Here is a 21620-nt window from a genome sequence, read left to right on the forward strand (position 1 = left end):
TAAATCGTCTTAATCAAAATCGTAATCGATGATGATTGGCGCGTGTTCACTGAACATCTGATCACGATAGATCTGCGCATTTTTAACGGTCTTACGCAGGCTAGCTGAGGTGATCTGATAATCCAGGCGTGCACCTTCGTTCAACTTACGGGCACGGTTGTAATCAGGCCACCAGCTGAATTGACGTTCTGCTTTGTTGATCTGACGGAAAGCGTCGATATAGCCCATCTCATCAAAGATCTCAGCCATCCACTCACGCTCTTGCGGCAGGAAGCCAGAAACCGTTTGGTTAGCGTACCAGTTACTAAGATCAACTGGCTTGTGCGCAATGTTAGTCGTGCCACAGAAAATAAACTCTCTACGCTTACGCAGGGTTTTATTTAGGTGACCGATAAAGTCGACCATAAAGGCTTCTTTCTGTTGCTGCGCCTCTTCACCTTTCAAACCAGAAGGGAGGCAGAATGAGCCAACACTGACATCATCAAAGTCCGCTTGGATAAAACGGCCGTGCTGATCACACAGTTCGAAACCCAAACCGGTCATGATCGCTTTAGGAATTGTACGGCTGTATATAGCAACGCCACTGTAACCATCTTCCCAAGCATCGAAGAAGTATGAGTGATAACCTTCGGGGTGGTAGCGTTCGTCATCAAGTTGATATTCTTTCGCCCGCAGATCCTGCAAGCAAACAACATCAGCATCTTGACGGACCATCCAGTCAAAAAAACCGTTTTCAGTAGCTTGTTCAATACCTTGAGCATTGAATGTGATGACGCGCATAGAAGGTGTTCCTGTCCGTTATCAGACTTATCTATTATTTTTAGCGATTGCTCGAATTGTATAGGGAAGTTAAGCAAAATGAAATTTTTTGAGTGTTCGTTGAACAATGGAGACTCTAGGCTTCCGCTGGTAGAATAGCCGCAAAATTTTTACCCCTTTCCCAGCGGAGTTTGCCATGCAGGATTACCAGCGCGAGTTTATTGAGTTTGCTATCGAACAGAACGTACTACGTTTTGGCGAGTTCACGCTTAAATCTGGCCGTACTAGCCCTTACTTTTTCAATGCCGGTCTTTTCAACACAGGTACTGCGCTAGCTAAGCTTGGCCGCTTTTACGCTCAGGCGATCAAAGATTCTGGCGTTAACTACGATGTACTGCTTGGCCCTGCGTACAAAGGTATCCCGCTAGCTGCGACAACAGCGGTAGCCCTATCTGATCAGCACGGTGATGATGTTCCTTACGTATTCAACCGTAAAGAAGCAAAAACTCACGGTGAAGGCGGTAGCCTTGTAGGTGCACCTCTGGAAGGCGGCGTGATGATCATCGATGATGTAATCACAGCAGGCACAGCGATTCGTGAAGTAATGGAAATCATCGATCAAGCGGGCGCAAAACCTGCTGGTGTTGTGATTGCCCTTAACCGTCAAGAGAAAGGTAAAGGCGAACTATCTGCGATTCAGGAAGTAGAGCGCGACTACAACATGCCTGTTATCAGCATCGTTAGCCTAGGTGATCTAATTGATTACTTGACTGAAAAAGGCGATATGGCGACTGAACTTGAAGCGATTCGTAAATACCGCGACGAATACGGTATATAAGTTAGGCTTTACCGGAGCTGCTCTTTATTGGGCAGCTCTGATCACAACCTTCCTCGAAGCACCATCCAAGCCACTACCACCGCAGTAGCCCGTACTATCGATGGTCCAGAAATCACCTTCTGGCGATGTCACCGTCCGATAAAAAACTTCCGATCGACACCCTTGCAGGCCATTGATATTAAAGGTATCGCTGGCGGCAGGCCCTGGCCAATAATCAACTTGTGCAGGCGGGCTTCCAACTGCAGCCGAAGCCACACAGCCAGATGCTCCATTGCCTAGACAGGTTAGTTCTAGCTCTATCCCCGTTTGCGCTGCTGTAATCGCCCTAGCGCCAAGAAACTCTTGAGCTGTCACATCTTGGCTAAGCGCAAAGAAACGGCTCATACCGGCAATGATGACCGCTAATACGGTGATCACGAAGATAGCCGAGATAAGACCCAGTCCTCGCTGTTTAGATCTCAACGCAACTACAGGTAATTTATGGGACATTTCTCACCTGCACCTCAAATTGAACTCGGATACTTTCCTGCGTTGTATCCCTGCTGGTTAGTACCTGATCCTCTACAAACAGATCAAACAGGACAATGCCATTTCGAAGTAATGTCGCTTCACTGTATGTAAAGGCATCGTTATCCACAGGGCTTACGACATCACTTGCCAACAGCGCTTCCTGTGGCTCTGCTAGATTGGCAAATAAAGTTGCGCCTGTAGGCTGGGTAATCGCATAAGTGTACGCACTACCGCTTACCCCCTGAAAACGATAAAGATCACTCCCTACGACACAAAAGCTCACCGGCTCATCAACAATAAAGTAACGTTTTGAGGGGGAATCCGCGGGAAAACGATGGGTAGAGTTTAATAACACATCCACCGTGCCTGATCCTGACTCCAATGCGCTGCTGGCACTGATCATTGGGGAGATAATCGACCAACTATCCAGATCGTAGATTGGGTTTTGCCCTGCAGGTCTGCCGGGTTCATCCACGGTATTAGTATCTATCGGGTATACAGCCACACGGCCAAGATCAGGTGATGTAGCAAACGGCACGGAGCTAAATGCTGACGATGCCGAAACAGCCGTTAGCGGTACAGAGATATATCGAGAGGCCGCCAAGGCAGGTATAAACTCTAAGCAATTTCCTGAGTCACCAACACGGATACTATTAGGCAGGGCGTTTCTGATCTCGCGCGCCATACGCTCAACTGCCACACGTGCCGCAGATGAAAGCTGATCACGCCTCGTTAGATCCGCATAGCCTTGCATGGTTGAAGTAATAAAGCCTACGGTTACCAGAGAGATGATCCCCAACAAGGTAATCACGACAATTAATTCAACCAGTGTAAAACCGCTTTGACGACGCATCAGTAGTTACCCCGCAAAGCACTGAACACCACAGGGCTCTGCCCCGTATTGGCTGGAGGAGTAACGGTAACAATCACTTGTTTGACTAATTCAGAGTCAGCACCTGAGAAATAGGTGCTACCGACATAAGTCACCTGAACAGAGACTTCATAACCTTCATAAGACTGAATACCACCCGGCGTCACAAGCGCATTGAATAAACCAACCGCGCTCTCTGTTAAGCCATGGTAGTCATCAACATCATCAAACTCTTCCCGGGATTCACCATCTTTACTGGTAATTGGCGCACCAGCATTCACGCCAAATTGCGCTGCGGGCGTACAAGGATCACAAGGTGGGCTACCGCCTAGAGGCGTAAGTTCATCGTATCGGCGTGACAAAATTTCTTCGAGATAGGCCTGCCCAAGATAGGATACTTTGGTTTGCCACATGACATCGGAACTATGGCGGGCAATGGTGCCCCAACCTGCTATCGCCGCTGTAAGAGCGATAGCAATAATCACAATGGTGATGACTACTTCAACTAGCGAGAAGCCTCGTTCAGCGACAGGTCGTTTCATAGGTATACCCTGTCAGTGAAAGGCAGTAGTCGCCATTGTCATCGGTAAATTGCAGACTGCTATCAACCTCTTGGCCGTCGTCTGGAAAGCTCGCAGCAGAATTTAGAACAACATTGTTATCAACACGGATCATATCGCCCAGTTGGTTATACATCACCACTAGGTTTTCCCCAGACGACAAACTGCCTGATTCTGAGCCCGATACAAGGGACGCGGTGTAGGATAATAACGCATCCGCTGTGATCTCAGCATTGAGCTGAGGAGGGGTAATACTGGTTGGTGGCGTTGCATCTGAAGTGTCAGAGTCAATCAACAAAGAGATCTGCCATTGTGTATCAGACGAGCGTTCTAGCACCCAGTACACAGAGGAAGCATGCTGCGCTAAAGCGGCTTTTTGCGCTAAACGTAACGAGCCCATGATGGCACTACGAAGCGCAAGCTCATCGTAACGAGCAACATTACCAATTCGAGGGATAGCAACAGCTGAGAGAATACCCAGCAGGATGATAACAACGATAATCTCGACCAGCGTAAAACCACGCTGGCAAGATTTAGAGCAGCATTGACTAAATAGATCAGAAGCTATGCTGCCCATAGAGAATAACTATTTACTCGTCAGTACCAGTAACGCTAACGCTACCGTTGCTAGAATCGTAAGTTATTACACGATCCTCTGCTGGGCTAACGGCATTGTTCTGACTTTTGTAAACGAAGTCACACGAAGCACCATTACCTTGCGCTTCATAGTCCACACCGTTAGAAGATGTAGGTTCCGCCGAAGAAGCTACTGGGCGGGTGCCCTGTAGAACGCCATCCCAAACTTCAACGCAGTCTGCATCTTGAAGGTCAGCTAGGTTAGTTGGTGCTGAACCATCTGCACCAACTGGATAACCCGTACCATTTACAACAACACTGACAGAACCATCCAATTGAACAGATGCTCCAGAGGCTGCATTCTCTACAACAGCTTTGGCTTTAGCTAAAGCTACACCTGCTGCAAAACCACCAGCAGTCCCTTTTACCGCTGCATTGTGCGCATCACCTGTTACATTGATAAAACGAGGCAATGCAACCGCTGCCAAAATGCCCAATAGAGCAATCACTACGACTAATTCAATGATTGTAAAACCAGTTTGCTTTCTCATAGAACTCTGTGACCTTGGGTTAAATTTACAATTATTTGATTTTTAACAAATTAACTTACTGTTGTATAGCTAATCTGCTTGCCAATAAAATTCATATAGAGGCTTTAGCTTCGCTTCTATAGCTAAACCTTTGTCCGCTTTACTATCCTGCAAACCCACCTCAACCCTATAAGGAATTAAATCAGCCTGCATAAATTCATTTTTTAAATTGCTCGTACGTTTAGCCTTATAGACCAACCAACGTTTATCAGTCACAAAATACCAATGTTCACCTGCCACATTTCGCAACTCACTAAAAGCGAGCTCTCCAGCGTAATTCAATGGCTTGTGCTGTATCAAATCTACCGGATTTTGCTTCGCTATTTCATCTGGCGAAACGACCTGTTGTTCCGCAAACCAGTAAGCAACCTTCAACGTTATCTGCGCCTGAATATTATCGCGACTACCTTCAAAGGAAACACGCTCAACATCTTCGATCAGCAGCTCCAAACGTTGCAGAGCAGATGCCATCAGCACTGTGATGATAAAAATTGAAACCGTTAGTTCCAATAGTGAAAAACCACTACATCTCCGTTGCAATTCCTATCCTCCCTAGCCATTAATGGTAGTACTTAACTCCCACAATGGCAGGAAAACACCTAAGGCCAGTACCAACACCATAGCCCCTATTGCAATAATCAAAATAGGTTCAATCGCACTGGTTAAGTTCTTAAGATCGTACTCTACTTCCTGCTCGTAAAAACCTGCGGCCTCTTCCAACATCTGATCTACTCGACCGGTTTCTTCACCGACCGCTAACATCTGCATCACTAGAGGACTGAACATCTCCGTCTGATGAGCAGTTTGAGTAAACGACTCACCCCGTTCGATACCCTGGCGCATACCCGCAACTTTCTTACCTATATGGCGATTGCCAACCGCGTTAGCAACAATCGATAACCCTTGCTCAATGGGCACACCCGCTTTCAATACGATACTGAAAGTACGCGAGAACCGTCCTAAAATCACTCTGTAGAATATTGGCCCCACAATCGGCAGCTTCAGTTTTCTCTGATCCCAAGTCATGTGACCTTTTTCTGTCCGCTTCCACCGATGGAAAGCAAACGCACTTAAAACTATGCCAATCAAAATGGCATACCACCAATTCACAGTGAAATCAGAGATCGTGATTAATACTTGTGTTTGCCAAGGAATCTCACCGCCGAAACTATCAAAAACCGATTTAAAAGCAGGAATAACAAAGATATTAATAATGGCTATAGCAGCGGAGATAGCGATCAATACAAACAACGGATAGCGCGTTGCTTGTTTAATATTTTTTACGGTCTGCCTCTCTAACTCAAGATAAGCAGCCATCTGCCTAAATGCATCATCCAACTGACCAGTGTTTTCACCTACGTGGATCATGCTGATATACAGCTCGTTAAAAACCTTAGGATGTTTTGCTAAAGCCGAAGACAGCGCATGACCCTTTTCTAGATCATCCGCTAAGTGTGAGAGCGTCTCTACAAGCAAGGTATTCGTCACGGTATTAGCCAAACCACGCATGGCTCGAGTAATCGGTACACCGGCTTTGGTTAAGCTATACATCTGTCGGCTAAACATGATCAATTCATCCAGACTTATCTTCTGGAACAATTTGATCTGAACCTCTTTACTGCCCTTCTTTTCAACGGCCTTTTCAGCGACCTGAATCGTTATTGGGATAATGCCATCTGCACTCAACTGTGATGCAGCCAAAGTCGATGTACCCGCTTCAAGCTGGCCATTCACTTCAACGCCATCGCGGTTTCGCCCTCGATAACTGTATGTCGCCATAGGTTTATCTCGTTCGTTTATTCTAGCTCAAAGCCAGAAGTATGTTGCGCAGGTACTTCATCCACAGATGGGGCATCAAGATACATCGATTCATCCAGCTGTTCGGTAACGCGGAATACCTCCTCTAAGGAAGTAATGCCCGCTATAGCCAGATCTAATGCACTGTATACAAGCGGCTTATAATGAGGATCAGTTTTTGCGGCGATAGTGAAATTAGCACTATCATCACGTCGTAACGCATCGGCCATAGCATCATTGATTTCTAACAGCTCAAAAATACCTGTTCGGCCTTTGTAACCTGTATTATTACAGTATGTACAACCACGCCCTTTTTTCAGTTCGATATCATCTAAGCCCAGCTCTTCCTGACGTTCATTCAGCCAAAGTTGCTCTTGACCGGTTGGATGGTAGTCCTGACTGCAGTTTTCGCAGATTTTTCGCACCAGACGCTGAGCTAGGATGCCATTGAGTGCAGAAGCTGCTAGATAGCCCTCTATCCCGATATCAATCAAACGCATAGCACTAGATACGGCATCATTAGTGTGCAAAGTCGACAGTACAAAGTGACCTGTCATCGCAGCACGCAATGCAATCTCTGCGGTTTCTTTATCTCGAATCTCACCGACTAAAAGAATATCAGGGTCCTGACGCAAAGTTGCTCGCAATACAGTTGAGAAATCTAGACCTATATTAGGATGTACTTGTACCTGATTAATGCGCGGTAAACGGTACTCGACCGGATCTTCTACCGTAATAATCTTTTTCTGATGGCTGTTAAGTTCATTTAATGCACCATACAGCGTGGTTGTCTTACCACTACCGGTAGGACCTGTTACCAATAAAATACCATGAGGTTCATGAATCATTTTACGTAACCGAGGCAACATATAATCAGGCAAGCCAACCTTATCTAAACCGATAATACCGTCTGATTGATCAAGTAGACGCATTACCACCGACTCACCGAACTGAATCGGCAACGTCGATATACGGACATCAACGCTATGACCAGATACGTTGATGTTAAAACGACCATCTTGAGGCAGCCGCTTCTCCGAAATATTCAGAGAAGCCATCAGTTTTAATTTGAGCACTAATGCAGAAGCGATACGCTTCTCTTTCATTACGTGTTCATGTAACACTCCATCAACACGTTGGCGGATACGCAATACATTTTCATCTGGCTCTATATGTATATCGGAAGCGCCAACTTGAACCGCATCTTCAAATAAACTTTTTAGCAACTTAACAACCGGAACATCAACTTCATCGGTTGCAGTCAGCGCAGCAAGATCAAAGGCATCATCAGCTATCTCTTCATTTAGCTGGTCTGCCAAATCTTCAATATCGCTTGTTTTCCGATAAAGTAGATCCATGGACTGAAGTAACTGGGCCTCTGATACCACCGCCTGTTCAATCGGCTTAGGTAGAGCTCTTTGTAACTCGTCAAAGGCAAAGATGTCCATGGGATCTGACATACCTACCAAAAAGTGATCAACATCCTCTTTTAAAACGAGTGCACGGAATCGACGTGCCTGAGTTTCCGGCAAACGCAGAACGTCTTCCTGGTTAAAGGAGTAATGAGTTAGATCAACCAGAGGAATATTAAGCTGCTGCGATAAAAACTCCAGAAACTGCTGTTCCTGAACATATCCCATGGTAACAAGCGTTTTACCCAACTTTTGGCGTGTTTCTTTTTGGCGGCCTAAAGCTTCCATCAACTGCGGTTCGGTAATAACACCATTCTGAACTAGCAAGTCACCAATTCGGATTTTCATTTTAGGTGCAGCCATGCAGCCCCTTCCTCCTAGCGCCCAGACAGCGCTTGAACACGCTGTTGTGCATATTGTTTCAAACTACTGTCGATCGACGGAATCTTCACTGCGCTTCGATACGCATTAAGCGCATCGTGGAAACGCTTTGACTGCTCAAACGCATAAGCTAGCCCAACCCACCAACGAGAAACCTGATTATTCAATTGCAAAAGCTGATAATAGTTTTGGGCTGATTTTGTATAGTTACCACTCTGTTGGTACGCACTCGCCAATAACTCATAAAACTCTGTATCTTGCTTCATTGCAGGCTTATCTTTTTCCAGTAAGGAAACCGCTTGAATCTGCTGACCTGAGGTTAGCCAAATACGAGCCTGTAGCTTGCGTAAAGCAGCATCCGATGGGAATTGCACCAAACTATCAGACAATAAGCTTTCTGCTTTGGGTTGATTACCCGTCGACAGATACAACGTCGCTAACAAACGTCTAGATGCCAAAGAGTTAGGTACCTGCTCCGTTATACTTTTCAGCAGCAACGTTTCAGCATCAGCCAACTTACCTTGATTTATCAAACGTCTCGCCCGATCAGCTGACTGCTGATCTGACAATTTAGCCGTTACTTTAGCTACAGGTTTACTTGGTCGACTCTTTTCCAGCATTGCATCACCTGGATGTGCAACTTGTAACTCTTTTCCTGACTTAATCGTGTTAGGCTTTTTAGCAATCTCTTCTACTTTTTGAGTAGTTTCTACCACCTCTTCTAAATTGAGGTTTTCAGAAACAACCTGAGTCACAGGCACATGTTCCGCAGCTTCAACCTGGGGCTCTTTAGCAAATACGCCCAAAATTAGCGTGGTTGGTGCTTGTTGAACACGGAAGGCAAACTGACTGTCCCTTAGGGTTGTAACTGTCAGCACAGCACGATCATATTCGGTATTTAAATCGACGCTTTTCACCAACCCATTACTAATACTAGGCAACGCTGACTGCAAAATCGCATCATCAAAAGCGATAACAATCACATTTGCATTTTGGCTAACCACTTGCACATCAGTAGCTCCATCTAGGCGAACCACAAGATCGCCGCCCTGCTCTGTTCCTGCCCACTGAATTTCAGTAATTGCCGCCTGACTTGGCTTAACGGGTTCAGCTTTCTGATCCACTAGAACAGGAATAGCCGGTACTTGGCTGACCTCTTGTCTAATCAGTTTCTCTTTGGTTTTTTCTAGAGCGGGAACTAATTGAACATCATTGTTTGCAACCGTAGACGAAGAAGATTGCTCTTGCCAAAGAAGCCAAGCAGTCATTAATAAAGCACTGAACCCGATAAACCACAGTATCAATCGCGGTAAGCTATTGGGCTTCTCCGCCTCCACAGTTTGAGCAGCTTTAATACTCGACTGATTTCCATCCATACTTACTGGGCGCTCGTTGCGCTGCTCCAAATCTCGGAGCATGTCATTGACCAGACTCACTTAAGGATACCTAAATAAATAAAGATGATTGTTACAGTGAACAGCAAGCCTATACTTCCCCAAAGTAACGGAAGTGAGTTACTTGGAATAGAAATGCCCTCGGTATCCTCAATCGCCCTGAAAACGTGGTTTCCATCTACTTTAAGGTCACCTTTCCCATAAGCAGCCATTAATGCTTTATGGCTTAATATATTTATCAACCTAGGAGTGCCACCCGAGGCTTGGGCGATTTTTCGAGCTGCGTCACGTTTAAATAACGACATCCCTTGAAAGCCTGCCCGCTGAATACGTTGATTTATATAATGTTCAACGGCCTCATTATCTAGATGACTGAGTTGATAGCTGAAAGTAATACGTTGCAACAGTTGCCTCAAGGACTTCTTACTGAGCAATTCATCCAATTCAGGCTGCCCGAATAGGACAACTTGGAATAGCTTAGCCGATTCCGTTTCTAAATTGGTTAGCAATCTCAGAGCTTCGACTGTCTCTTCTGGAATTGCTTGAGCTTCGTCTACCAATAAAACAACTTTAAGTTTCGCTTGTGCTAACTCAATCAGTTTGTGGTTAATCGCATCTAATAACTCAAAGTGTTCTAAATCTGAGACCTCAAGGCCTATCTCTTTAGCAAAACTTTTTCGAAACTCATCCGGGCTTAAATAGGGGTTAGGAATATAAGCGGTGACATATTCGTCACCTTCCAACGCATTCAACAGCTTTCGACAAAGTAGGGTTTTGCCAGTTCCGACTTCGCCAACAACTTTCACAAAGCCATCACCCCCGGCAAGAGCGACCATAATTAAGTTCAGCGCTTCATGATGCGTTGGCATATTTAAAAAGAAATGCGTATTTGGTGTCAGAGTGAACGGCAGTTCACTCAGACCAAAATGTTCAGTGTACATCCAGCACCCCTATCACATTGCTGGTGTAGATTGCAGACTCTGGAAAGATCGCAAACTGCGCTTTAGCTCATTCTGCAGATTATCGTGGTTAGCTAATACAGGCCGCAACATAATCACAAGTTCAGTTTTACTACCCGCTTGGCGCTTTTGCTTAAACAAGTTACCAACACCCGGAAGATCTCCTAAACCTGGAGTTTTAGCACGTAGATCACTATCTGTAGACTTCATCAAACCGCCAATTACGATCACTTGACCACTCTCTGCACGAACAATACTGTCCGACTCGCGAATAGAGCTTAGTGCCAACGGAATATTGAAATCATCAGTACCTACACTGATCTGTTTCTGCTGATCTACCACTTCAGAAACGGTTGGGTGAATATGTAAAACGATATCGCCACTGGCGCTGATCTGTGGTGTAACATCCAACGCAATACCCGAGAAGAAAGGTGTCAGCTCAATACTCGGTGACGAAGTTGTACTCGTACCTGTCGTAGTGGTATTTTCAACTTCAGTAACAAAGAACTCATCTGTACCAACTTTGATCACAGCTTTCTGATTATTCACGGTAGATACTCGTGGGCTCGACAACACCTGCACATCACCCTGACTACCTAACAATTCAATTACCGCTGTGAAATCACCAACACTCAGATCAGCTTTGAAGATACCACCAATTGCATCGTCATTAGTTAACCCCACTGAAGACTGACTAAAAAGAGCAGTATTACCTTGCCCTGGCTTGCCTAATACAGACCAGTTAACACCTGCCTGGAAACCATTATTCAGCGTTACTTCTAAAATTTTTGCTTCAATCACTACCTGACGATGCAGGATAAGTTCAGCTTGTGCCAAATATTCACGCACAGTGGAAAGTTCGCTTGGTAGTGCACGTACTACAACAACACCTGTCTGCGGGGTTACAACTACTTTGCGGCCTTCACCAGCAACAATAGTGTCTAGGGTACTTTTTAAGTTACCCCAAAAATTGGTCGACGTTTTAGTACTGATACGAGTACCAATTACTTCCTCTGCACTCGAGTTTTCACCTGAAGTACTCACTGAACCTGCGCTCACTTGAGTATCAGATGTGCCATCACGCTGAATGTCTAAGTAATTAATCTGGAACAGTTCAGTTTGTAAGGAAGCTGGCAACACTTGATATAGGTTACCAGTACGTTCGAATTCATAACCGTAGACACGCTGCACTGCTTGCATAACTTCAGCGACACTTACATTTTTTAATTCAAGTGAGATGCTACCGCCAACCGCTTCATGAACGATCATGTTATACGGTGTACCTTGTACCAACCCCATGAAGAAATCTTTTGCAGGCAATGCTTCCGCCGTAATATCAAAACGTTCTTCATTTGTAGTCTGGCTGTTTTGTAACTCAAGGGGAGGTAAAAGCGCAGGAACAAGAGGCGGTGGAGGGGGCGCTGCAGTAACCGCTTTCTGATTCTCTTCAATCGCTGCTTCAATTGCGGACTCACCTACTTGCTTAGTGGTCGTCCCAGCAACAGGAGGAAGAGCCTGACATCCACTTAAGACAAGAACACTGCCCATCGCAAGAGTACTGAAAATACGTTTCATCATTATTTCTAGCCTATTTCCCACTCTTAACTTTGCTAAAACCCTTTCGTTCAGCTAAAGAGATCATCTGATATTCACTTCCAGTGTTCAACTTAACTCCTGTACGGTTGATTTCGACCACTTCGGCACCATCAACCAGATCACCCTTCTGCACACGTTGACCATTAATAATCGCAGAAGGGATTCGCTTACCCACAATTAGAGAACTGAGAACATACCCCTGCTCAGGCTTTTTGATATCGCCGACTGAAACATATGTAGCCAAAGGCTTTGTAGGATCAGCTGGTAAGCGCTCGGCGTAAATGCAACTACTGCCAAGTAATGTAATTAACAAAATGACTAATTTAGGCACCTAACCACCCCGCTTCAGAGCTTAAGGTATGAACTTTAATCTTCACATTTGCAGCAGGATACTCGTCAACTTTATATTCCAAAGCATCCCAAAAGAACACACCATCCAGCTGTTCTATTTTCTGCAAATAGTCATATAACCCCTGATAAGTCCCTTCCAGCTCTAATTCAAATGGATGAATAAAAATTACAGCTTGTGGTCCCTCAGGCTTTTTATCTTTGTCAGCATCAGCAGGCTTTTCATTTAACTGTTTAGCTACCACTGGTAGGCTCTTTGCACTCACAAGCGCAATGCCTTGTTCGTTGGCTAATACTGATCTTAACAAGCTCAGCATCTGATCAGGCGACACGAGGTTTGTAGCGGCATGCTTAATATCTCGGTTTGCCTCAGATAACTGAGTACGCAAACGTTTTAGCTCTGCTCTGGCTTCGACGTTAGGATCTTTCGGCTCCTGACTCTTTAATAACTGCAAAACTTGATCTTGCGCATCGATGCTGGTCTGCATGATTTCGATTTTACTTGGCACCTTTTGCAATACGATCATTGCAGGCTCAATTAAGAACACAAATATCAATGCTAAAGGCGCAATCAAACCAACTAACAGCAACATAACGCGTTCACGTGCAGTCAGTTCGCTCCATTTACTGTCCCACTCCTGCCAACGCTTATTCATAACTACGCAACTCCGCTAACGCTTCAAAGCGTACACCACTACTTTCAGCGTTCACACTAAGAGTATTAACACTCATACCCTGGAATTCTTCGGTATTGCCTATAGATTCAATCATGGAAGCCACAGACGGGCCATCGATAGCCCCCCCGTTCATTGCGAAGCTACGTTGATCATTATCGAGTACAAATTGGCTTAACCAGCTTTCAGCAAGTGAAGCATCTGCCAACGCATACAAGTAAGCAGAGAAATTTACACTCTGCGCAGGTTGCACTTTATGCAATAGACTTTGTAATGCTTTTCGTGCGGCAATCTCGTTCTTTAAACGCTGTTGCTCCGCCAAAATTTCAGGTTGTACTTGAAGATTACTAAAACGCGCTTGCTCTGTAGCAACGGCTTCGTCGATCTTAACTTTGTCCTGTTGCAGTTTAGCAAATGTGCTTTCCTGCTCAGATGCATACCACTTCAGGCCAAGACCACATAAAAGGGTAACTGTAACAGTGACGACAGCTACAGTAACACTTCCTTGTAAGCTTAAAAGCTCAAACTTCTTTTTAGATTTGTGAGGGTTATAGAGGTTAATCCGCTGTTTCACTTAACCACCTCAGCTTTAGCAAATTCAGTGCGTAACGCCGCAGCAATTGCGACGGTAGCCTGAGTTTGAAGAGATTCTGTAAGGTCTATATGCGAGGATATAAGATTATTCAAATCTAACGAATGAATATCCAAAGCAAGGCTATATCGTAATTCGTTCATTAGCGGCGAATCATCTGCCTGCATAGGCATGACAAGGAGGCGCACGCAGGGCGGTTTACCTACTTGGCTTTCGTAGTAATCAAGAGAACGCTGAAGTTCGAGTACAGCACCTGAAGCATTTTCAGGGGCTGACGTATGACAGTAACTAAGATTACGGGTGAAATATAAAGCACCATCAGAGAGTAGGTTAATTGAGCTACCCTCTTCACCGATATTAAATACCGCTAACCCAGATTCACTATCTGCAAGATCTTCGGTTAGATTAAGTAACGCTAACTCAGGAACATCGACAGCTGTAACATCTAGACCGATTTCTTTAGACCACTCAACCCAAAGGTCAGCCTTAGCCTGCTCGGCGGCTACTGCATAAACCATACGACTGCGGCTACGGTAGGCGTCTTCTGGTAGTTCGATATAATCAATTACTGCTTGTTCAACATCGAAGGTGATCAAATCTTTGATACGCCAACGCAAAGCTTCAGCAAGCTCTTCATCAGGAACTTCGGGGCGCTCAACCAAATGAATTTGATAACTAGATTCAGGTAAAACTAAAGAAGTTTTCGTTCCAAGAAGGTTGTTCGCTTCAATTAAGTCTCTGAAGCGCTTTGGTTCAATGAGCGGGTTAGTCGACGCGCTGTACTCACAGCAGGTAAGTTCCGGCTGGGTGTTACCATCACGAACATGTGCAAAAGAAACTCCTCCCTTATTGATCACGAGGGAAGTTAAACCGTTTTCCGCAGACTTTTTCTTAAGAAATGAAAGCAAGCGTTAACTCCTGCACTATTCGCTTAATTCTCTAACAACAAATCCACCGAGCTTAAACGGTCGTTTCAATCGATAAACCCAAGATTAATGATTAAGTAAACATTCAGTAACCGTGTCGGCCATATAAGGAATAACTTAACAGAATCTATATGAATAAGCTGCCCTACAGCCTTGTTTTATCGGATATAAGAGAGAAAAAAGTTACCTTATAACACCATAGTTTATTGATGATTCACTCATCAATAGAACTAAAGCCATAAAGAAGAAGCTCCGTCTAGCTGCACATATAAGAACAGTTAGACGGAATCAGATCAACCTACAATACAAACACCATGGTCAACGTAATGGATTTGGCCCGTTACCCCCTCAGAGAGCGGCGACATAAAGTAGAGGCAAGAGTTACCCACTTCTTCGATTGTCGGTAATTTACCATCGCAAGCCATCTCTTCATTATGCTGGAGCATGGCATCAAAATCTTTGATACCTCCAGCCGCACGGGTGGCTATAGTACCTGGTGAGATAGAGTTGACACGAATACCTTGAGAACCGAGGTCTCGTGCTAAATAACGTGTCGCAGCCTCTAAAGCCGATTTTGCACAACCCATGATGTTGTAATCACCTGTAGCCAATGCACTACCTAGATAAGAAAAGTTCACTAGAGAGCCTCCATTATTCATTAGGCCTTTAGCACGTGCAGCCATATCAATAAAGGAATAGCACGATATGTCCATCGCCTGTAAGAAACCGGTACGTGAACACTCAGAGATAGGTGCATGTAGATCTTCTAAAGGGCAGAAAGCTAAAGAATGAATCACACCATCTAACTCACCCCATTTAGATTCAATCCCAGAGAACACAGCATCCATCTGCTCAGGTATAGAAACATCTAGAGGCATAAAGATATCAGCTTCTAGCTCCTCGGCTAACGGGCGTACAAAGCGCTCTGCTTTATCGTTTAAATAAGTAATGGCTAACTCCGCTCCTTGTGCTTTTAGAGCTTTAGCACAGCCATACGCAATACTTTTATCATTAGCGATACCAACAATAAGTATTTTCTTACCCGCCATTAACAAGTTAGACATTCATATATCCTTTAAATAATCGAAACTGATTCCTATTTTACGCATACGCACAATACAAATATATGACGATACCGGTAAACAGGTCGGTAAGAAATAACTAGTTGATCCAGGGCAAGATGAGTTGCGAGTTTAAGAGCCTGTGTTAATTTCTTTAGCCCAACACGAAAAAACCCCGATCACAGTGTGACCGGGGTTTTCTCTTAATTAAATGCTTGGCGATGACCTACTCTCACATGGGGAAGCCCCACACTACCATCGGCGATGTTGCGTTTCACGTCTGAGTTCGGGATGGATTCAGGTGGTTCCACAACTCTATGGTCGCCAAGCAAAACTGTTACAACTTAGATCTGATTCTTCTTTTATTTGATCTAGATAGTTCTTCGACTGTAGCTTAACTACGCGCTAATTCGTTACTCTCTATCGTCTTACGTATCTTACAAGTCACTTGCCAAACGCCTTGGGCGTTATATGGTCAAGCCTCACGGGCAATTAGTATTGGTTAGCTCAACGCCTCACAGCGCTTCCACACCCAACCTATCAACGTCGTAGTCTTCAACGGCCCTTTAGGGGAATCAAGTTCCCAGTGAGATCTCATCTTGAAGGAGGCTTCCCGCTTAGATGCTTTCAGCGGTTATCCCGTCCGAACGTAGCTACCCGGCAATGCAATTGGCATCACAACCGGTACACCAGAGGTTCGTTCACTCCGGTCCTCTCGTACTAGGAGCAACTCTTCTCAAATCTCAAACGCCCACGGCAGATAGGGACCGAACTGTCTCACGACGTTCTAAACCCAGCTCGCGTACCACTTTAAATGGCGAACAGCCATACCCTTGGGACCGGCTTCAGCCCCAGGATGTGATGAGCCGACATCGAGGTGCCAAACACCGCCGTCGATGTGAACTCTTGGGCGGTATCAGCCTGTTATCCCCGGAGTACCTTTTATCCGTTGAGCGATGGCCCTTCCATACAGAACCACCGGATCACTAGAACCTACTTTCGTACCTGCTCGACGTGTCTGTCTCGCAGTCAAGCACCCTTCTACTCTTGCGCTCATTGCATGATTTCCGACCATGCTGAGGGTACCTTCGTGCTCCTCCGTTACTCTTTGGGAGGAGACCGCCCCAGTCAAACTACCCACCACACAATGTCCCCGATCCCGCTTAGGGAACTGGGTTAGAACCTCAACATTACCAGGCTGGTATTTCAAAGGTGGCTCCACCCTATCTGGCGACAGGGTTTCAAAGCCTCCCAGCTATTCTACACAAGTAATGTCAAAGTCCACTGTGAAGCTGTAGTAAAGGTTCACGGGGTCTTTCCGTCTAGCCGCGGGTAAACTGCATCTTAACAGCTATTTCAATTTCACTGAGTCTCGGGTGGAGACAGTGTGGCCATCGTTACGCCATTCGTGCAGGTCGGAACTTACCCGACAAGGAATTTCGCTACCTTAGGACCGTTATAGTTACGGCCGCCGTTTACCGGGGCTTCGATCAAGAGCTTCGCGCAAGCGCTAACCCCATCAATTAACCTTCCGGCACCGGGCAGGCGTCACACCCTATACGTCCTCTTTCGAGTTTGCAGAGTGCTATGTTTTTAATAAACAGTCGCAGCCACCTGGTATCTTCGACCGGCCTCAGCTTAGGGAGCAAGTCCCATCACCAAAACCGGCGCACCTTCTCCCGAAGTTACGGTGCCATTTTGCCTAGTTCCTTCACCCGAGTTTTCTCATACGCCTTAGTATTCTCTACCTGACCACCTGTGTCGGTTTAGGGTACGGTTAGTCATAACCTGAAGCTTAGAGGATTTTCCTGGAAGCATGGCATCAACTACTTCAGTCCATAAAGGACCTCGTCATCGATTCTCGGTCTTAAAAGAGCCCGGATTTACCTAAGCTCTAAACCTACTATCTTAAACGCGGACAACCAACGCCGCGCTAGCCTAGCCTTCTCCGTCCCCCCATCGCAGTTATGAGCAGTACAGGAATATTAACCTGTTTCCCATCGGATACGCTCTTCAGCCTCTCCTTAGGGGCCGACTCACCCTACCTCGAATAGCGTTGGATAGGAACCCTTGGTCTTCCGGCGGGGAGGGTTTTCACCTCCCTTATCGTTACTCATGTCAGCATTCGCACTTCTGATACCTCCACGGTGCCTTACAGCTTCCGCTTCAACAGCTTACAGAACGCTCCTCTACCATGCACAAAGTGCATCCGTAGCTTCGGTGTTATGCTTAGCCCCGTTATATCTTCCGCGCGGGCCGACTCGACTAGTGAGCTATTACGCTTTCTTTAAAGGGTGGCTGCTTCTAAGCCAACCTCCTAGCTGTCTAAGCCTTCCCACATCGTTTCCCACTTAGCATAAACTTTGGGACCTTAGCTGACGGTCTGGGTTGTTTCCCTTTCCACGACGGACGTTAGCACCCGCCGTGTGTCTCCCGTGATTGAACTCATGGGTATTCGGAGTTTGCATCGGGTTGGTAAGTCGGGATGACCCCCTAGCCGAAACAGTGCTCTACCCCCCATGGTTAGACACGAGGCACTACCTAAATAGTTTTCGAGGAGAACCAGCTATCTCCGAGTTTGATTAGCCTTTCACTCCTATCCACAAGTCATCCGCTGGCTTTTCAACGACAGTCGGTTCGGTCCTCCAATGCATGTTACTGCATCTTCAACCTGCCCATGGATAGATCACTCGGTTTCGGGTCTACTCCTAGCGACTGGACGCCCTATTAAGACTCGGTTTCCCTACGGCTCCGCAAATGCTTAACCTTGCCACTAAAAGTAAGTCGCTGACCCATTATACAAAAGGTACGCAGTCACCGTCCGAAAACGGCTCCCACTGCTTGTACGTACACGGTTTCAGGGTCTATTTCACTCCCCTCACAGGGGTTCTTTTCGCCTTTCCCTCACGGTACTGGTTCACTATCGGTCAGTCAGGAGTATTTAGCCTTGGAGGATGGTCCCCCCATATTCAGACAGCGTTTCACGTGTGCCGTCCTACTCGATTTCACTTTAAAAGACCTTTCACATACGGGGCTATCACCCACTATGGCCACACTTTCCAGAGTGTTCTGTTAAATCTAATAAAGCTTAAGGGCTAGTCCCCGTTCGCTCGCCGCTACTTAGGGAATCTCGGTTGATTTCTTTTCCTCTGGGTACTTAGATGTTTCAGTTCCCCAGGTTCGCCTCTAATAACCTATGTATTCAGTTAAAAGATACCTATAAATAGGTGGGTTTCCCCATTCGGAAATGTCCGGATCAAAGGTTGTTTACCACCTCCCCGAACCTTATCGCAGGTTACAACGTCCTTCATCGCCTCTGACTGCCAAGGCATCCACCGTGCACGCTTAGTCACTTGACCATATAACCCGAAGGCGTCTGGAATCACAGTAACTTGTATTGCTAGTAACGATAGATTTCGCCGAATTGGCGCATGCAGTAAAACTACATGTCTTAAATCTAAATCAAATGAATCAAATCCAAATTGTTAAAGAGCGTTTAAAGCAAAAAAGCTTTAAAAGATAATGTCTTAAACGACAATATGTTTTAAAACTCTTCCTTCTCATCCAGAGGATGATGGTGGAGCTATGCGGGATCGAACCGCAGACCTCCTGCGTGCAAAGCAGGCGCTCTCCCAGCTGAGCTATAGCCCCAAGAAAAACAGTAAGGCTATTGATTGGTAGGCCTGAGTGGACTTGAACCACCGACCTCACCCTTATCAGGGGTGCGCTCTAACCAGCTGAGCTACAAGCCTACACCGTTGCTCTTAACTTCTCTGATCAGATAATTCGTGTGAACGCTTGCCGAGAATCGGCTTTCGTTTAAGGAGGTGATCCAGCCCCAGGTTCCCCTAGGGCTACCTTGTTACGACTTCACCCCAGTCATGAACCACACCGTGGTAACCGCCCTCCCGAAGGTTAAGCTAGCTACTTCTGGTGCAATCCACTCCCATGGTGTGACGGGCGGTGTGTACAAGGCCCGGGAACGTATTCACCGCGACATTCTGATTCGCGATTACTAGCGATTCCGACTTCATGGAGTCGAGTTGCAGACTCCAATCCGGACTACGACCGGTTTTCTGAGATTAGCTTACCCTCGCAGGTTCGCGGCCCTCTGTACCGGCCATTGTAGCACGTGTGTAGCCCAACTCGTAAGGGCCATGATGACTTGACGTCGTCCCCACCTTCCTCCGGTTTGTCACCGGCAGTCTCCTTAGAGTTCCCACCCGAAGTGCTGGCAAATAAGGACAAGGGTTGCGCTCGTTACGGGACTTAACCCAACATTTCACAACACGAGCTGACGACAGCCATGCAGCACCTGTCTCAGAGTTCCCGAAGGCACGAAACTATCTCTAGTAACTTCTCTGGATGTCAAGAGTTGGTAAGGTTCTTCGCGTTGCGTCGAATTAAACCACATGCTCCACCGCTTGTGCGGGCCCCCGTCAATTCATTTGAGTTTTAACCTTGCGGCCGTACTCCCCAGGCGGTCTACTTATCGCGTTAGCTGCGCCACTAAAAGATCAAGTCTCCCAACGGCTAGTAGACATCGTTTACGGCGTGGACTACCAGGGTATCTAATCCTGTTTGCTCCCCACGCTTTCGCACCTCAGTGTCAATATCGGTCCAGGTAGTCGCCTTCGCCACTGGTGTTCCTTCCTATATCTACGCATTTCACCGCTACACAGGAAATTCCACTACCCTCTACCGTATTCTAGATTGGCAGTATCAGGTGCAGTTCCAAGGTTGAGCCCTGGGCTTTCACATCTGACTGACCAATCCACCTACGCGCGCTTTACGCCCAGTAATTCCGATTAACGCTCGCACCCTCCGTATTACCGCGGCTGCTGGCACGGAGTTAGCCGGTGCTTCTTCTGCAGTTAACGTCACAGCTAGCAGGTATTAACTACTAACCTTTCCTCACTGCTGAAAGTGCTTTACAACCCTAGGGCCTTCTTCACACACGCGGCATGGCTGCATCAGGCTTGCGCCCATTGTGCAATATTCCCCACTGCTGCCTCCCGTAGGAGTCTGGACCGTGTCTCAGTTCCAGTGTGGCTGATCATCCTCTCAGACCAGCTAGAGATCGTCGCCTTGGTGAGCCATTACCTCACCAACTAGCTAATCTCACGCAGGCTCATCCAATAGTGCAAGGTCCGAAGATCCCCTGCTTTCCCCCGTAGGGCGTATGCGGTATTAGACCAAATTTCTCTGGCTTATCCCCCGCTACTGGGTAGATTCCTACGCGTTACTCACCCGTCCGCCACTCGTCATCAACTAGCAAGCTAGTCATGTTACCGTTCGACTTGCATGTGTTAGGCCTGCCGCCAGCGTTCAATCTGAGCCATGATCAAACTCTTCAGTTTAAATCATTTGTGTTACCAGGAATGTGGTAACGGGCTCTAGTACTAAACAACCGGATAACATTCTTAAGAACGTTAAACCTTTGTAAATCGCTTTAAATGAATTCACTTGGTTGCTTGTCTAGAAAAAGTTTGCTTCTTCTCAACAAGCGCCCACACGAATTATCTGATCAAATTGTTAAAGAGCGTTGCTTTCTTGACTCTCCGCTGAACCAGCGTTTCGTCTCAAGCGAGGCGCATATTCTACTTTGCGCTCATTCAAAGTCAACCGTTTATTTTGCAATTTTGTAAAAAGTTTTTACTCAGCAACCGGACTTTGAATCCTGCTCTGTAAGCGATCTTAAAAACCAATGTTTTCAATCACTTACTAAGCACCTCACTCAGCTCTGAAGCCCCTTAAAAAGCGGCCTCCCTAAGCA

At 46.2% G+C, this 21620-nt stretch carries 18 protein-coding genes, 2 tRNA genes and 3 rRNA genes; 1 reads left to right on the forward strand and 22 read right to left on the reverse strand.

Annotation, left to right across the window (positions count from 1 at the left end):
• Positions 1 to 9: 9 nt before the first annotated feature.
• Positions 10 to 780, reverse strand: coding sequence for an exodeoxyribonuclease III (locus tag ACMXYR_RS16080; RefSeq protein WP_415902337.1), 771 nt, complete (start codon positions 778 to 780; stop codon positions 10 to 12).
• 175 nt (positions 781 to 955) lie between these two features.
• On the opposite strand from ACMXYR_RS16080, the gene pyrE reads away from it, so the two are divergent.
• On the forward strand, positions 956 to 1597 hold the full coding sequence (gene pyrE / locus ACMXYR_RS16085) for an orotate phosphoribosyltransferase (protein WP_415882844.1): 642 nt from the start codon (positions 956 to 958) through the stop codon (positions 1595 to 1597).
• 24 nt (positions 1598 to 1621) lie between these two features.
• Here the strand turns inward: pyrE and ACMXYR_RS16090 are convergent, their stop codons facing one another.
• The 21 genes from ACMXYR_RS16090 to ACMXYR_RS16190 all read right to left on the reverse strand — a co-directional run bounded on the left by ACMXYR_RS16090 (position 1622) and on the right by ACMXYR_RS16190 (position 21204).
• Positions 1622 to 2086: a hypothetical protein gene (locus tag ACMXYR_RS16090; protein ID WP_415882845.1), complete on the reverse strand. Its 465-nt coding sequence runs from the start codon at positions 2084 to 2086 to the stop codon at positions 1622 to 1624.
• Entirely contained in the window at positions 2076 to 2960 is an 885-nt protein-coding gene (locus ACMXYR_RS16095) for a type II secretion system protein J (RefSeq protein ID WP_415882846.1), read from the reverse strand. The genes ACMXYR_RS16090 and ACMXYR_RS16095 overlap by 11 nt, the downstream gene beginning before the upstream one ends.
• Positions 2960 to 3520 carry a prepilin-type N-terminal cleavage/methylation domain-containing protein gene (locus tag ACMXYR_RS16100; protein WP_415882847.1) on the reverse strand — a complete coding sequence of 187 codons (561 nt, stop codon included), beginning with the start codon at positions 3518 to 3520 and terminating at the stop codon, positions 2960 to 2962. Before ACMXYR_RS16100 ends, ACMXYR_RS16095 begins: the two co-directional genes overlap by 1 nt.
• The gene (locus ACMXYR_RS16105) at positions 3501 to 4115 is read right to left on the reverse strand and encodes a prepilin-type N-terminal cleavage/methylation domain-containing protein (RefSeq protein ID WP_415902338.1); all 615 of its coding nucleotides are present in this window, start codon (positions 4113 to 4115) and stop codon (positions 3501 to 3503) included. Before ACMXYR_RS16105 ends, ACMXYR_RS16100 begins: the two co-directional genes overlap by 20 nt.
• 13 nt (positions 4116 to 4128) lie before the next feature.
• The gene (locus tag ACMXYR_RS16110; protein WP_415886261.1) at positions 4129 to 4665 is read right to left on the reverse strand and encodes a Tfp pilus assembly protein FimT/FimU; all 537 of its coding nucleotides are present in this window, start codon (positions 4663 to 4665) and stop codon (positions 4129 to 4131) included.
• A 69-nt stretch (positions 4666 to 4734) separates the two neighbouring features.
• Positions 4735 to 5244, reverse strand: a complete 510-nt coding sequence (locus tag ACMXYR_RS16115; protein WP_415902339.1) for a type II secretion system protein — start codon at positions 5242 to 5244, stop codon at positions 4735 to 4737.
• A 12-nt stretch (positions 5245 to 5256) separates the two neighbouring features.
• The gene (locus tag ACMXYR_RS16120; RefSeq protein WP_415902340.1) at positions 5257 to 6483 is read right to left on the reverse strand and encodes a type II secretion system F family protein; all 1227 of its coding nucleotides are present in this window, start codon (positions 6481 to 6483) and stop codon (positions 5257 to 5259) included.
• 17 nt (positions 6484 to 6500) lie between these two features.
• Positions 6501 to 8276, reverse strand: a complete 1776-nt coding sequence (locus tag ACMXYR_RS16125) for a GspE/PulE family protein (RefSeq protein ID WP_415902341.1) — start codon at positions 8274 to 8276, stop codon at positions 6501 to 6503.
• A gap of 14 nt (positions 8277 to 8290) precedes the next feature.
• Positions 8291 to 9730, reverse strand: a complete 1440-nt coding sequence (locus ACMXYR_RS16130; RefSeq protein WP_415902342.1) for a tetratricopeptide repeat protein — start codon at positions 9728 to 9730, stop codon at positions 8291 to 8293.
• Positions 9727 to 10629 (reverse strand): ExeA family protein, encoded by a 903-nt coding sequence (locus tag ACMXYR_RS16135; RefSeq protein WP_415902343.1) that lies wholly within the window; start codon positions 10627 to 10629, stop codon positions 9727 to 9729. Before ACMXYR_RS16135 ends, ACMXYR_RS16130 begins: the two co-directional genes overlap by 4 nt.
• Positions 10630 to 10641: 12 nt before the next feature.
• Complete coding sequence (gene mshL, locus ACMXYR_RS16140) at positions 10642 to 12225, reverse strand: pilus (MSHA type) biogenesis protein MshL (protein WP_415902344.1); 1584 nt, start codon at positions 12223 to 12225, stop codon at positions 10642 to 10644.
• A gap of 10 nt (positions 12226 to 12235) precedes the next feature.
• Complete coding sequence (locus ACMXYR_RS16145; RefSeq protein WP_415899524.1) at positions 12236 to 12574, reverse strand: hypothetical protein; 339 nt, start codon at positions 12572 to 12574, stop codon at positions 12236 to 12238.
• Positions 12567 to 13247 carry a hypothetical protein gene (locus ACMXYR_RS16150; protein WP_415902345.1) on the reverse strand — a complete coding sequence of 227 codons (681 nt, stop codon included), beginning with the start codon at positions 13245 to 13247 and terminating at the stop codon, positions 12567 to 12569. The genes ACMXYR_RS16145 and ACMXYR_RS16150 overlap by 8 nt, the downstream gene beginning before the upstream one ends.
• Complete coding sequence (locus ACMXYR_RS16155) at positions 13240 to 13839, reverse strand: hypothetical protein (RefSeq protein WP_415902346.1); 600 nt, start codon at positions 13837 to 13839, stop codon at positions 13240 to 13242. The genes ACMXYR_RS16150 and ACMXYR_RS16155 overlap by 8 nt, the downstream gene beginning before the upstream one ends.
• Positions 13836 to 14765, reverse strand: a complete 930-nt coding sequence (gene pilM, locus ACMXYR_RS16160; protein ID WP_415902347.1) for a pilus assembly protein PilM — start codon at positions 14763 to 14765, stop codon at positions 13836 to 13838. The genes ACMXYR_RS16155 and pilM overlap by 4 nt, the downstream gene beginning before the upstream one ends.
• A 311-nt stretch (positions 14766 to 15076) precedes the next feature.
• Entirely contained in the window at positions 15077 to 15847 is a 771-nt protein-coding gene (gene fabI / locus ACMXYR_RS16165; RefSeq protein ID WP_415902348.1) for an enoyl-ACP reductase FabI, read from the reverse strand.
• Positions 15848 to 16057: 210 nt separating this feature from the next.
• Positions 16058 to 16173: ribosomal RNA gene (gene rrf, locus ACMXYR_RS16170) — 5S ribosomal RNA — on the reverse strand.
• A 142-nt stretch (positions 16174 to 16315) separates the two neighbouring features.
• A 23S ribosomal RNA gene (locus tag ACMXYR_RS16175) occupies positions 16316 to 19203 on the reverse strand.
• 216 nt (positions 19204 to 19419) lie between these two features.
• A tRNA-Ala gene (locus ACMXYR_RS16180) sits at positions 19420 to 19495 on the reverse strand.
• A gap of 24 nt (positions 19496 to 19519) precedes the next feature.
• A tRNA-Ile gene (locus ACMXYR_RS16185) sits at positions 19520 to 19596 on the reverse strand.
• 68 nt (positions 19597 to 19664) lie between these two features.
• Positions 19665 to 21204: ribosomal RNA gene (locus ACMXYR_RS16190) — 16S ribosomal RNA — on the reverse strand.
• Together the 16S, 23S and 5S rRNA genes with 2 tRNA genes alongside form the textbook arrangement of a ribosomal RNA operon.
• Positions 21205 to 21620: the final 416 nt, after the last annotated feature.

It is taken from the genome of Neptuniibacter sp. QD29_5 (genome assembly GCF_047778125.1).
Classification (GTDB): domain Bacteria; phylum Pseudomonadota; class Gammaproteobacteria; order Pseudomonadales; family Balneatricaceae; genus Neptuniibacter.